This window comes from Scardovia inopinata JCM 12537, from assembly GCF_001042695.1.
Taxonomy (GTDB): domain Bacteria; phylum Actinomycetota; class Actinomycetes; order Actinomycetales; family Bifidobacteriaceae; genus Scardovia; species Scardovia inopinata.
On record NZ_AP012334.1, the window covers coordinates 1631033 to 1644715 of the forward strand.

Annotated in this window: 14 protein-coding genes; all 14 read right to left on the reverse strand. The window is 49.7% G+C overall.

The window, feature by feature from the left end:
- Nucleotides 1-82 precede the first annotated feature (82 nt).
- Entirely contained in the window at nt 83-718 is a 636-nt protein-coding gene (locus SCIP_RS06735; protein WP_006293453.1) for a DUF5701 family protein, read from the reverse strand.
- Nucleotides 719-815: 97 nt separating this feature from the next.
- Entirely contained in the window at nt 816-1937 is a 1122-nt protein-coding gene (locus SCIP_RS06740) for an aspartate-semialdehyde dehydrogenase (protein WP_006293452.1), read from the reverse strand.
- An 86-nt stretch (nt 1938-2023) separates the two neighbouring features.
- Entirely contained in the window at nt 2024-2602 is a 579-nt protein-coding gene (locus tag SCIP_RS06745; protein WP_040591367.1) for an ACT domain-containing protein, read from the reverse strand.
- A 286-nt stretch (nt 2603-2888) separates the two neighbouring features.
- A complete protein-coding gene (locus tag SCIP_RS06750) occupies nt 2889-3620 on the reverse strand; it encodes an aspartate kinase (RefSeq protein WP_006293450.1) in 732 nt (243 codons plus the stop codon).
- Between the two features lie 153 nt (nt 3621-3773).
- A complete protein-coding gene (recR, locus tag SCIP_RS06755; RefSeq protein ID WP_006293449.1) occupies nt 3774-4424 on the reverse strand; it encodes a recombination mediator RecR in 651 nt (216 codons plus the stop codon).
- Complete coding sequence (dnaX, locus tag SCIP_RS06760; protein ID WP_006293448.1) at nt 4417-6732, reverse strand: DNA polymerase III subunit gamma/tau; 2316 nt, start codon at nt 6730-6732, stop codon at nt 4417-4419. The genes recR and dnaX overlap by 8 nt, the downstream gene beginning before the upstream one ends.
- Before the next feature lie 9 nt (nt 6733-6741).
- Nucleotides 6742-7143, reverse strand: a complete 402-nt coding sequence (locus tag SCIP_RS06765) for an Rv3654c family TadE-like protein (RefSeq protein ID WP_006293447.1) — start codon at nt 7141-7143, stop codon at nt 6742-6744.
- The gene (locus tag SCIP_RS06770) at nt 7140-7529 is read right to left on the reverse strand and encodes a TadE/TadG family type IV pilus assembly protein (protein ID WP_006293446.1); all 390 of its coding nucleotides are present in this window, start codon (nt 7527-7529) and stop codon (nt 7140-7142) included. The genes SCIP_RS06765 and SCIP_RS06770 overlap by 4 nt, the downstream gene beginning before the upstream one ends.
- Nucleotides 7510-7788, reverse strand: a complete 279-nt coding sequence (locus SCIP_RS06775) for a DUF4244 domain-containing protein (RefSeq protein ID WP_006293445.1) — start codon at nt 7786-7788, stop codon at nt 7510-7512. Before SCIP_RS06775 ends, SCIP_RS06770 begins: the two co-directional genes overlap by 20 nt.
- 291 nt (nt 7789-8079) lie before the next feature.
- Nucleotides 8080-8652, reverse strand: a complete 573-nt coding sequence (locus SCIP_RS06780; protein WP_006293444.1) for a hypothetical protein — start codon at nt 8650-8652, stop codon at nt 8080-8082.
- Nucleotides 8653-8657: 5 nt separating this feature from the next.
- On the reverse strand, nt 8658-9170 hold the full coding sequence (locus tag SCIP_RS06785) for a hypothetical protein (protein ID WP_050752389.1): 513 nt from the start codon (nt 9168-9170) through the stop codon (nt 8658-8660).
- 191 nt (nt 9171-9361) lie between these two features.
- Nucleotides 9362-10462 carry a CpaF family protein gene (locus tag SCIP_RS06790; RefSeq protein WP_006293440.1) on the reverse strand — a complete coding sequence of 367 codons (1101 nt, stop codon included), beginning with the start codon at nt 10460-10462 and terminating at the stop codon, nt 9362-9364.
- The gene (locus tag SCIP_RS06795; protein ID WP_050752388.1) at nt 10462-11718 is read right to left on the reverse strand and encodes a hypothetical protein; all 1257 of its coding nucleotides are present in this window, start codon (nt 11716-11718) and stop codon (nt 10462-10464) included. The genes SCIP_RS06790 and SCIP_RS06795 overlap by 1 nt, the downstream gene beginning before the upstream one ends.
- 539 nt (nt 11719-12257) lie before the next feature.
- Nucleotides 12258-13631 (reverse strand): dipeptidase, encoded by a 1374-nt coding sequence (locus tag SCIP_RS06800; protein ID WP_006293434.1) that lies wholly within the window; start codon nt 13629-13631, stop codon nt 12258-12260.
- Nucleotides 13632-13683: the final 52 nt, after the last annotated feature.

Here is a 13683-nt window from a genome sequence, read left to right on the forward strand (position 1 = left end):
CTAGAAATACCTTGAGAAGATGTACCTCTGCAGAGATAATCCTGCAGAGGTACTTTTACAAAATCAGCCTTTACAAAGTTGCTCACAAAGTTGCTGGATTGGTGAAGAGCGAAACTCCGCGGCGGCCGCGACAGTAGGCATTGCCCAGCCAAGAGTGACGACTGTTAGGCCAGACTGCACCCAGCCGAGGAGCGCTCTGGCTCATCCAGATACTGGGATACCGGCCATCGGCACTGCGGGACCCTAGAAGATTAAAACCATTCTTGTCGTGCAGCCAATCAGGATGCTGTGTGGCAATAGCCAGGCCCTCCTCCAAAGTCAGAGGAAGCCGGTCATCAGAATCAATCAGACGACGGGCAACATCGGGCTCGCGGTTTGTATAAGCAGTTCCTGTATGCGGATCCACCACAAGGTAGAAAGGTCCTTCAGGAGGTTCAAAACCTTCCTGAGGCAAGAAACCCAGTACATCACGGGGAGGCATAGTAGTAAAACCTGCTCGACGCTGAATACTGGTCCTGGCAATCAAAGCTTCTGGAGATACCAGTTCGCGGGTGGGAACCAGAAGAATATCTGATCCCAACTCCATTTTTTCCAGAGCACGAACCAGGGGGTCAGCTAAAGCACGGAATTCTTCAGATGTCATATCGGCAATATCTGGATAGCCCAGAGCTACAATGCGATCAAGTTGTCTGAGGATTTCATGCGAAGACTGTGTCATATTTTTAGTATCTCACAGGGGCCATAAAGAGAGCTTAGGGTTTGCCCGGCGATTCGGATTTTGACAGGAAGGGGAACTTTGCCAAGCAGATGATGACTTAGAAATATTTCTGTTTAAGGATCTCAGCAATTTCTATGGCATTCAAGGCAGCTCCCTTGCGGAGATTATCATTCGCCAGGAAAAACGACAGGCCCTTCCTGCCGGGGACAGCCTGATCTTGCCGAATTCTCCCCACATAGCTAGGATCTTTTCCTGCTGCATCCAGGGGAGTCGGAATATCCATGAGAGCGACCCCCGGTGCAGCCTGCAGAACTTCCTGAGCTTCGTGAGGGGTCACGTCCTTATCAAATTCAGCATTTACGCTCATGCCATGAGCAGTAAACACTCCTACTCTCACACAGGTGCAGGAGGCCAAAAGGTTAGGAAGATGCAGAATTTTTCGGCTTTCGTTGCGCAGCTTCTGCTCCTCATCTGTTTCCAGACTACCGTCAGGAGCAAGGTCGCCGATAAAAGGAACAGCATTAAAAGCAATTGTCTTAGCCACCTTGGATGGAGCGGGAAAATCAATAGCGCTGCCATCAAAAACAAGTTTGTCGGCTCCCTGCTTGACTGCCGCTTCAGCCTCCTTCTTCAGCTGAAGAACCCCGGCCCGACCAGCTCCTGACACTGCCTGATACGACGACACAATCAGGCGTCGCAGGCCAAAAGCCTTGTCCAGCGCCGATAAGGCAGGCATACATGCCATAGTCGTGCAATTAGGATTAGCTACAATTCGCCGGGGAATGTCGTTGAGGTCTTCTGGGTTAACTTCCGATACAACCAGGGGGACATCATCCTGCATCCGCCATTGAGATGAATTGTCCACAACATAAGCACCAGCCGCGGCAAAACGCGGAGCCCACACGTGGGAGGTGCCGCTACCGGCAGAAAAAATAGCAATATCTATACCGGTCAGATCGGCTGAGGCTACATCTTCAACCACAATATTCCGCCCTTGGTAAGGCAGAACCGTCCCTGCCGAACGAGAGGAAGCCAGGAAACGCAAAGATTTCAAGGGGAACCGACGCTCAGCCAGGATTGATCTCATGACCATACCTACCTGACCAGTGGCCCCAAGAAGCGCCAAATTAATGCCTTCGGCCCTGCTTTCCCTGTCTGCAGAATTTGCAGAATTTGCAGAAGTCTCGTCTGTTCCAGCTCCTTGTACTGTCGTGATCATGACTGCCTCCTCAGTATTCATAGTTCTTTTTGTGTATTGCAGCAGATTTAATGTATTCAGCAGATTTAATGTATTGCAGTAGAACCTTACCGACCGCTTCCAGCATAAACAACAGCTTCAGGGGTAAGAGAGTCAAGATTAAAGGCGGTGTGAATAGCCCTTACCGCAGAGTCCAATGCATCCAGGGGAATTATGGCTGAAATGCGGATATCTGAGGTAGAGATCATGAGCACATTGATATTCTGATGGCTCAAAGCCTCAAAGCAGCGGGCCATAACTCCTGTATGAGTCTTCATTCCCACACCGATGAGTGATACCTTGCCTATTGATGGATTAATATCAGCATGTGTATAACCGAGCTTTTCCTTGCGGGCGTCTAGCAACTGCCTGACCTGGCGGGTCTGTACTTCGGGAAAGGTGATAGAAATATCAGCCGTCTGAGAATCGCTCTCGCTGCGTCCCTGAGCCTGCACCACCATGTCTATGTTGATTCCCGCCTCTGCGAATTGTGAAAAAACTCTGGCAGCCAAACCAGGCTGATCCAGAATACCTCGCAAAGTGACCATAGCCTCAGAGCTATCGCTGGCTATCCCCGAGATAACGGGTGCCTCTGGACCTCGTAGATCAGGAAACAAATCTCCTAGGGAAGCAGCAGAGGTACCCAGAGGAGCTCCAGGAGAAGCTCCGGACCTGACTTGTGAGCCTTCGGTCCCAGCCTGTGGAATTCTCCCTGATGCTCTTCCTTCTGCTCCGACCCGGGTGCTACCTGCCCCTGGCGCGAAATCAGCCGGTCTTACTGCGGTCAATGGGTCTTCCCGAGAATTAGTTGTCTCCGTCATGACCGATATATCCTTCCTAACCTTGGTCTATACAAGTGGTTTGTAAAACGAATACTTATTCGTATTAACTATTTCTCGACTATTCGTATCACACCATATTTCTGTATTTTTTCTAGTTCCCCACAACCATAGTCCCCGGATTATGGGAGAAGGAGCTGCGCACATGTAGAGGCATTCCAAAACGCTGAGCATATTCCACACACCGTAGCGCTAAAACCTTGGCACCAGAAGCAGCCATCTCGAGCATCTCTTCATACGAGAGTCTGGGAATCTTCCTGGCAGTTGGCACGATTCTGGGATCTGCTGTAAAAACACCATCAACATCAGTATATATCTCGCATAAATCAGCGCCTAAGGCCACTGCCAGAGCAACAGCCGAAGTATCAGAGCCTCCCCTGCCTAGAGTCGTAGCATCTCCCAGAGAATTGATCCCCTGAAAACCAGCCACAATGGCAACCTGATCATCAAGAAGAGCCTGAGAAACCCGCTCTGGTCTGACTGCTCGAATATGAGCTGCCCCGTACCGAGCATCAGTATAAAATCCTGCCTGCTGACCAGTGAAAGAATGAGCACGCTCTCCTAAAGCGTGAATGGCCATGGCAAGCAAACTCATGGAAATCCGCTCACCTGCTGTCATAAGCATATCTAACTCACGAGCAGGCGGATTGGAATCAATGCTTACTGCTTGATCAATGAGCTCATCGGTGGTGTCTCCCATAGCGGAAACTACAACAGCAACATGATTTCCAGCTCGCACTGTTTCCACTACGCGCCGTGCCACCCTTTTAATTGAGTCGGCATCCGCTACGGACGATCCCCCATATTTTTGTACAATAAGTGCCATGTTTCGCTCATCTCATTGGCCTGCCACAGTGAGGCACGATACAAAATGTCACCTCCGAGCAGACAATCATTGGTAAGTAATTTATAACTAATTGGTTTCTATAATAAGCTTGCAACCAGAATTAAGGGATAGCCTGATTTATCTACCGCTTGTTTACACCTCTCTTCGCCCGGTTATTGCCCTTCCCAGGGTAATTTCATCTGCATACTCCAGATCAGACCCCATAGGAAGCCCACTGGCCAGTCTGGTCAGAGTAATGCCCAAAGGTCCCAGAAGGCGGCTGAGATATGTGGTGGTAGCCTCACCTTCAATATCGGGATTGAGAGCAAAGATAATTTCCTTAACATTCTTACCTTCTGGCGTTTTCAATCGATTAAGCAGGTCAGCAATTTTTAGATCCTGAGGTCCGATATTGGACATGGGATCGATAGCTCCCCCCAAAACATGGTAAAGACCCCGGTATTCATGGGTTCTCTCAATGCTCATAATATCTTTCGGCTCCTGCACCAGGCAGATTGTTGTATGATCCCGGCGGGGATCAGCGCAGATAAGGCAAGGACTACTTTCGCATACATTACCGCAGATCTCGCAGAATCGAACTTTCTGTTTCATTTCTACGATTGAGTCTGCCAAAGCTTGAGCATCATCCTGGCTGATAGATAGGAGATGAAAAGCAATACGTTGAGCACCTTTAGGACCAATTCCTGGAAGGCTGGCAAATCTGTCAATAAGATTCTGTATTGCCGCTTCGTAGGAAGAACCTGAGCCAAGGGATGAATTAAACGAGCTATATGCATTACTCACTGTCAGCTCCATCTTCTTGCTTCGTTTCCACACTCTTTGCATCAAACATGCGGGCAACCTCTTCAATACTTAAGGGACCCTGCGAGTCTATCTGGCTATCCTCTGCCGCGGGGAGGGAATCAGCTGAAGGAGAGAATTCTTCGCCGTCATTATCAGCAGATACCGTTTGACGATGAGTATGTGGGCTGTGAGGTGCCACACCGGGATGCACACGAGGAGGTACCCTCCCAGAGGCTGCCTGTTTAGACTGTACCGACTGTACAGAAGGAGCGGAAGCCAATGGTTTATCCCAGGGATCGGCTTCTGCGGATTCAGTGAAATCCGCCAAAGAATGCGTCGAGTCAGGAGCAGGATCGGAGTCAGGGGCAGACTCCGAGGCAGGAGCGGCTGATTCTCTTTCATTATCTTCATTATCAGATCCGGAACCTTCCTGCTCTGCGGTCTGTGCGTCAGACCGTGTTTTAACCTGTGTCCCAGATGCAGAAACAGCTGAAGCTAAAGTAGGATTTCCCGCCCTGACTGCAGAAGTAGACCCTGCAGAGGATCTGACCTCTGCTGCAGACTGAGATGACTGAGATTGTGGCACAGTTCGAGTGCCTGCCCTATCTATAGTCTGGGCAGCTTCCACAGATTGCGCCAAAGCCATGGCAGCGATTTGCGCCTTAACCTTCTGTCTTTCGCCTTCGGTCAGCCGACTGATGGGAGTTACCTTTTCTCCGGATGCGGTGGTACTTCCTGGGTAAGCTTTCACTCCGCTTCCAAAAGTCTCCTGACATTTGTCCTGAATAATTTCAGATATTTTGGCCTTGCCATGTACCTCCTGTTTTGCCGTTCCCAGAGCAAAAGCATGTTGGCTGAGGGGATTGGCAAAAGTAAGAATAATTCTATAGTGCCCAGCCTTTTGGGCAGCACTTACCTGGGGGATGCGCTTCGTATTAATGTACTGCTGAACGTCTTCAGGCAAGCTTGACACTAGTGTTTTCCACCGAGCCTGAACTTCCTCAGGTTGATCCAAAATACCCGAAGCATTAATCTCTGAAGTATTATCGTGGTCTGGCTCATTGGCTGTCTGCTGATGTGTATGAGCTTGTTTTACCCGGTTCGAATACTTCTGAGGCCGATGGTACCCACCCATGGGCTGGGCACTGTCTTGATCGGTCTTTCCGGCAGTCTGCTTTTTTAGTGGTTCTTGAGAAGATAAAACTTCCTCGGGAACCAACAGTTGGGCCGCCAATAACTCCAGCCGGGTTCTGGGAGAAGTAGTTCCCACCATACTGGTCAAGGCCTCATTAACAATCTGAGCAATATGAGTTAGACGCTGTAGGCCCAAAGCTTGCGACTGGCGGCGAAGCTCCTCTTCCTGACCGGCTGCTGCCTCATCCTTTAAAACTTCCTGTGCACTGGGACCCGCTAAGGTAAGTACCAAAAGATCTCTGACCCTAGACAGGAGATCTTCGACAAATTTTCGGGGATCGAAACCACCAATAATCACTTTTTCAATATCGGCATAGAGTTTGGCTCCATCCCTGTCAATGACGGCATCAATAGCGTCCGATATGAGTGCATCCGGCGTGTAGCCCAGTAAAGCTACAGCAGACTGATAATCAATTCTGTTATCAACTGAACCAGCCATCAACTGATCAAGCACGGACAGGGTATCCCTGACCGAACCATCCCCGGAACGCATAGTCAGTTTCAATACTCCAGGGTCTGCCTTTATTCCTTCTTTTTGACAAATATCTTCCAGATAGGGACCCATAATTTCCGGCGGAACCAGACGAAAAGGATAATGATGAGTGCGGGATCTGATAGTACCAATCACTTTTTCCGGTTCGGTCGTTGCAAAAATGAACATAACATGATCAGGCGGTTCTTCAACAATCTTGAGCAGGGCATTAAATCCCTGCTGAGTTACCATATGAGCTTCATCAAGAATGAAAATTTTATAACGATCCCGAGCTGGAGCAAAACCTGCCCTTTCCCTGAGTTCACGTGCATCATCTACTCCGTTATGGCTGGCAGCGTCAATCTCCACCACGTCAATGGAACCCGGGCCATTCGTCGCTAAATCTTTGCAGCTTTCGCAAACGCCGCAGGGGTGGCTGGTGGGCCCTTGAGCACAATTCACGCAGCGGGCCAAGATCCTGGCAGAACTCGTTTTCCCACAGCCACGGGGGCCGGAGAATAGATAGGCATGAGTCAACTTGCCCTCATCCAGAGCTCGTTGAAGAGGAACAGTTACCTGATCCTGCCCTACTACGCCGTCGAAAGTATCCGGCCGGTAACGTCTGTACAATGCGAGTGCCATGGTTCTAGGCTATCCATTTCTTGAGACACAGTCGATAGGCCCAGCCTTGGCAGCCGCCTTCATAAGTGGCAGAAAAGCAAAGGAGGAAGACACGCCTGTTTGAACAAGCACATCTTCTTCAAGAACTGTGCAGGAAATCAGGGTACTATGATTTTTCTCAGCAGCGAAACGGGCCTGTTCGCAAGCGTTACCCTGAGTTCCCGATCCTGAAGCATAAATAACTGATGCCCCTACCAAGGCTGCCTGATCTGCCGCAGTCTGAGCACTGGCTCTGGCGAGCAGACACGCTCCCGCAGCAGCGGCTACAAAGAGACCAAGAGCAACCAAAAAAACCAGACCAATTCCAGCTACACTTCCACTACCCCTGTCACAGCGAACCAGCCATCTGCCAAACCTGTGACGACCTCTCATTGTTCCTCCTGAATTTTAACTGCATACGCATTGGCATGAACTTTTGCCGGAAAAACATGAAGAGGACCTTGCCCAATAGGACAGGCTACCTCCACACGGACTGTCTGGGCGCTCTCACTGATTGACACTTCTCCATAAGGCCCAGAATGCCGTTTGGCAGCAGCTGTAATAGATTGACGGCCTTGAGTACTTAAAGTACCGGAGGACTGCAGCGTTTGCGCAGTTCTGGCTCCCTCACGGGCAGCATCCTGACACTGAACCCGGGAAACAACCAAACTCGTCAATGACAGAATGAGCATAGCGACCACAATGACCGCAGGAATCACTATGGCGAATTCTGCGGTCACTGTTCCTCTATCCTCCTGCTTATCGAATAGAGAGCGCACTTTTCACCAGGTTCGTCAGGAGTTCCCGGACAGCATCAGATTTCAGAATTGCTACCAGCAATCCGGCAAATCCAGTGGCCGCCACCAGCACAATAGCATATTCAGCTGTAGCCATTCCTGCTTCAGGTTCTTGAAGAACACAGCGAGAGCGGGCATCCATCAGGCAGGCCGTCTGACGAATTTTTTCAGCCCATTTGCTTATATGGTCAGGAATAGCTGCCCCAGCGTGTAAAGATCCGCTTATTGTATTATTTTTCATGATTCTCCTTAGTCTTAAGGGTTTATGTTTATTTCTTCTTTGTTTGGATGACTTCGGCCGACAAGTACCTGTTCATCACCTATCGAAAAGGCATCTTGCAACCGAAGCGGTAGAGACTAGTATGACCGATTTTCTCCAATTGCCCTACGGTTTTTTACCGATGTGGTCGAATGTGGAAAAATATGGCTATACTTTTCCACAACGCCAGCTGAAATATCTGAAGTACCGGCAAGAGAAAATAAGCGAAAAGGGCAGAAGAACACCACAATGCGCCGAAACTTAAGTTAAAGCCTAAAGCCACATAGTCTCTATCCATCCCGCCAAAGAGGGGATAACGGTCAAAATTACAAAAGCTGGCAAGAAACAGAGGCCCAGGGGAAGAAGAACTTTAACAGACAACTTGCTTGCAGCATCATCCATTGCCCTGCTGCGCAGTCGATTCTCTTCCTCAATAGCAGTTTCAATCCGAATGATTGGCGATGCTCCGTGCCTCCACGAAGGCTCCAGAGTCTGTTCAAGAAGATCACAGGTCTGTCTATCCGTCTGAGACGGCAGAGAGCGAGACAGCCCCCAGGCATCTTCCCAGGAAGCACCCCTATATAATGACTGAGAAATCTGGCACAAACACGAACCCAGGTCTGTTTTCATGGCCATCCCCACGGCCTCACAGGCACGAGGCACAGAAGCCCCCTGGCGAATTGCCACGGTCATCATTTCAAGAATAAGCTGAACCGGAAAAACCTGGTCATCTCTTTGAGACCGAGGAGAATCTAATGAATTTAACCTCTTCTCGACCGTCTGCGGTTCTCCAGCGAGCAGAAAGACCAGGACACCGCAGAAAAAGGCTGGAAGAAAAATATGCATGCTTGTTACCCCAGGCTGTTCTCATCAAAGTGGTGAATTAAAGATCGTATCCACATAAGTCCTGCACCATAAAGAAGAGCAGCTATCAGCAGACAGATCCAGCCCACTGGTTTCGTAAAAAGAACTGTGAATGTGTGAGAACTAGCCATCTGGCCGGCTAAAAGAATAAGGATTGGCAAGACCAGCAAAACGCGCAAAGTCATTCGGGGAACAGCAAGGGCAGAACGCCGTCTGTCCTCGATTCCTTGATTCCTCTTATGCTCTGCCTCTACAGCTTCCAGACATGAGGCGGCCCCGCAGCCCAAAGCAGTGCTTAAATGACACGCTGCCGAAAGTTGCTGAGATATACGCTTAACTTCTTTGGGGTGAGAAGAAGATCGTTGAAGGAGCATCTGCCGTAGCCTGGCTTCGGTAATTTCAGGAACAGCAAAGCCGCAGCCTCCAACCTCTTCACAGGCTGAAATCAAACTACTGCCGTTGCGAATAAGGGAAACTAGTTCAGCAATAATATCCGACATGTTTTCCTCTAACAGATCTGCACCCCGAATACGGACCTTCCCACGTAATCTTATTTTTACAGTGCTCCGCAAACGCGGGCAGGGATTCCAAGAATACGTGAGGACAAGAAGAAAGCAAAGAAAAGGAAGGAATGAAATCGGCATCGTCACAGGAAAAGCTACGAGGGAAGTTATAATCTTAAAATTACCCATCAAACTGCCGCCTTTCTGACCTGTGGCAGCAGAGCGGTAACATCACCGGATCTGTCTAATCCAATTCGGGTTGAGGAATACTTCTCCTTCTTTACCCCTATATGTTGAATCCATTGATCCCACTGAGGGGAATACCGGGCTGGACCGGAACCGTCCCACACAGCCATCACACGACCTCGGAGAATTCCCTCTTTGTCTACCTCAAAATGCCCAATTTGCGATATATATCGTCTACCACGCAAACGATCCATATGCACCAAACAATCAAAAGCACCTTGAGCCATGAGAGCAGTAGCCTGAGGCTGGATTCCAGCCAGCAAACCCAATGCCGACAAACGGGCAGGCAACCGCTGCACACTGTCGGCATGAATAGTCACCATGCCTCCCCTATGCCCGGAGTTAAAAGCGCGCAGCAGGTCAGCAATCTCTTCTCCCCTGCATTCGCCCAATACAATACGGTCTGGCCTCATCCGAACCGTGGCTTTCACTAAATCTGTCAGATTGATCTGACCCGCTCCTTCAATATTGGGTTCTCGAACCACCAGCGATTCACAATTAAGCCCTTCCAGGCTTCCTAGTTCGCGGATTTCTTCCACTGTCACCAGACGCTCACTCTGAGGGCATTCCATCAAGAGCGCCTTCACCATGGTTGTTTTGCCTGTTCCAGTTCCCCCACTCACTAAAAAAGTTGCTTTTGCCTGAACCAAAGACCGCAACAGTTCTTCCCATTCGGGCGGGAATGCTCTCCCTGCGCGGAGATCTGGCAAATTCGACCGAAAAACATCAGGAAGTCTGATAGATAAGGCAGCTCCCTGTTTCACGATTGGAGCAATAACGGCATGGATACGAATCCCCTCAGGGGTTGATGCATCAGCAATGGGGCAAGAATCATCTAGCCTGCGGCCAAGCTGAGCGCAAAGCCGCACAGCAAAATCACGCATAACTTGGGGAGAGCTCAGTCCTGAATCTACATATCTTTCCTGCATACCCTGCCCGCTGTCAGCCCACACCCGACCATCGCTCGTTACGACTATATCGGTCACATGCGGCTGACAGGCCAGAGATTGAAGCGGCCCCCAGCGAAAATTCTGCCCCTGCATCAAGCCCGCCCCTGTATTAATCCTGTTTCCTGCCTGCGATAAGACTGGCCTTGTGAAGGGCTGCCCATCCCTTCCTCTTGCTGTCCTCCTGACCTGTAAGCCGGGGAAGCAGACAAAGAAAGATTATAGAAAATGTGGTAACAGGATCGAGGAATTTTTTCAATTCCTCTTCCTTCGCCCAAACTGATATCCAGCCATTTCACCTTAGGCACAATTCCGCATATAGTGATTCCCAGATAATTACTTGCTTCTGCAAGATTAACAGTGCCCCGAGGGGGCTTGATGGAGTTATGGAAACAATGCCAGATTAATCTTCCTCCGGATGAAGCCGCCTTTTCCAAACTGACGACTTGAAAATCAAGCGGGAAAGCACTCCGGCCAAGCCTGGTGACAATAACTTTCGTTCGTGCGAGAGCTATCATGGTTAACTCGGTCAGGATAACAAATGACATCTGATTCCGATTACCCACTTCGTTCCAAATTCTGCTCCAATCTTGCGCCTGAGATGACAGGGAAGCTCCCTGATTAATATAAAGCTGAAATCCTCGTATTATCGCCTGGTTTATTCCGCAGTCACAAACTACTGCATCCATACATTCCCCCAACGATCTTAGGACAGCAGAAACCTCCCACCACTGTTTGGCTGCAGGTTGTGTTGCCTTCACGCTTAGAAGCGCACACTGCTCCCACTGCACCGCTTCCCTGGCAAGAGATCTACCGTCGATCATCCCCAAGGGGGCATGGACATCCGACCACCGCAGGCCTTCCTCTTCTTCCAGCCCTAAAAGAATATCTAAGCCTCCCCGGGAAAAGTCAAGGTCGACCAAGGCGACCCTCTGTCCCATTTGGCTTAAATACTGGGCAAAGAGGGCAGCAGTGGTACTGGTTCCGCAGCCTCCGCAAGCTGAAGAAAACAGATAGAAATGCCCTCCTGTGTAAGGCTGGTTGACTGGGAATCGAGCTGCTTCAGAATGGGAGTTCCCCGGTTTGATTGCCCCAGATCTGTCAGGACCAGCGAGCTCGGTCTCGCTCCAGCCTGACCTGGTCTCGCTCCAGCCTGACCTGGCCTCGCTCCAGCCTGACCTGGCCTCGCTCCCATCAAGTCCAATCTCGTTCTGGAGGAATCCGTTCTGTTCCAGCCCATTTTTCCTCAGTCCAGCCGAAGCCGAAGCAGGCATAAAATATTCGGGCAGCTGACCGTCTTCGTCTACAGACAAATTTTTCTCATTCTTGTGTCTATCATCATTAGTATGCATATTTTCATTGAACAGCAGTAAAAAGAAGAATGCCAAGCGAAAAATACAATGTGGTCAAACGTGGATTTTTTCTTCTCTTTTCCACAAAATATTGCTTCTTTTGGGCTTTTCCACAGTCAATCAGGCAGATTCTTACCAATTATGTTCTTTTTTATGTCCTTTTTTTGCGTTCTCTTTTTGCGTTTTGCGTTCTTTTTTTCTTTTTCCCCCTCCCCCGCTTCATTCCGCATCAGCAGGAGTGGAGAATACCCGAAAATACTCATATCAAGCGTCAAAAAAACTTAAAAAATAATTGTGAAGATTCGGCGTTTCGATTTTGTTTTTTGATCAGAAAGGTGCATAATAGAGGTACAAGCAAAACAGAACAGTGGAAGCCCACAAGAGCTAAAATCACGTAGGATTATTGGTTGGGCGGATTATATGAGACTTACCGCCATAACGAAGGTGTTGTGCGAGATTTCCACTCATGTTAAGCTTGTAGGGCCAGTCCTCAGAAAGAGGGCTGGCCCCTCTTCTTGCTTTTGTACCAGACCATCAGGTTAAGCTAGCTGGGCAAACCCCTTCAGCATAAAGGCTTCAGCAATAATAGACTTGCGCAGAAGAGAAATAGACTGCGATTCATTGGGACTGTGAGCATTGGACTGCGGATCTTCAGGGCCAGTCACCAGAACTTGGTATTGGGGGAAAATCCTGCACAGATCTGGAATAAAAGGAATAGAGCCGCCCTGGCCCTGATTTACAATCTCGGTTTGAAAAGCATCGGCCAAAGCCTTCTGAGCCACCTTGCTAACCGGAGAATCGGCATCCATGGCCCAACCGCGGCCACTGTCTGCTCCTTCCCAGGTGACTTTGCTTCCAAAAGGCGCATGAGCAACCAAAAAATCACCCAAAGCCTTCTGAGCTTCTGCGGGATCCTGATTGGGAGCGGTTCTCAAAGACAACCGAAAACGAGAGCTGGGGGCAATCACATTGAAGGATCCATCAACCGGATGTGCATCAATCCCAATCACTGTCACACTGGGTTTAACCCACAGACGGGAAGCCAGAGACCCGGTTCCAGCTAGGGTCATGTCAGGAAGAAGACCTGCATCCTGACGCCATTGGTTTTCGTCCACATCCTGCTGCAAACCTCCTACAACTTCCTGAGATTTCACCCCGGGAACAGCAAGTTGCCCCTTGTCATCATAGAGAGAAGAGATCAGCATGGCAGCCAGAGTATGCGCATCCAAAACTGGACCGCCATATGCGCCGGAATGCCGCGGTTCCTTCAGCACCTGAACGGTCACATCCAAAGCAGTATTTCCCCTGAGCGAGGTGGTCAGGCTGGGAACTTGGTCGGACCAGTTTCCTGAGTCCGCGACAATCATAATATCAGCCCGAAAATCATCCTGATGAGACTGAACGAAAGGAATGAAAGTCCCCGACCCCATCTCTTCCTCACCCTCAATAAAAACCTTGATATTAACTCCTAGGTCCTCTCCCAGAGCTTTCAGAGCCCCCAGGTGAATGGCAATGCCAGCCCCATCATCGGAAGCACCGCGGCCATAGAGCCGATCCGCCTTAATCGTGCCAACAAAGGGATCGGTCTGCCACGTTCCATCATCTTGCGAAGCAGGTTGAACATCGTGATGAGCATAGAGGAGAACGGTTGGCTTGGACGGATCCACAATCTTTGATCCCACAACTTCCCAGGCTCCAGGAGTCCCATCTTCCTGGTTGGACTGCTCAACCCGAGCGTTTACTCCCACAGTTTTCAGCATATCAGCAACAAATTGAGCATCCGCTTTCATTATCTGAGAGTCAATGCCGTCGGGAGATACAGCCCTGTTGGCTATTTTCTTTTTCAGAAAATTAATGACATTGTTCATGTCTGCTTCTACCTGCATGCGGATATCATCGTTGCTTACTGTCATATGTCCTCCCGGCATTTGTCACTGCAATTCACCTGCAGCTGTACGCTCTCGC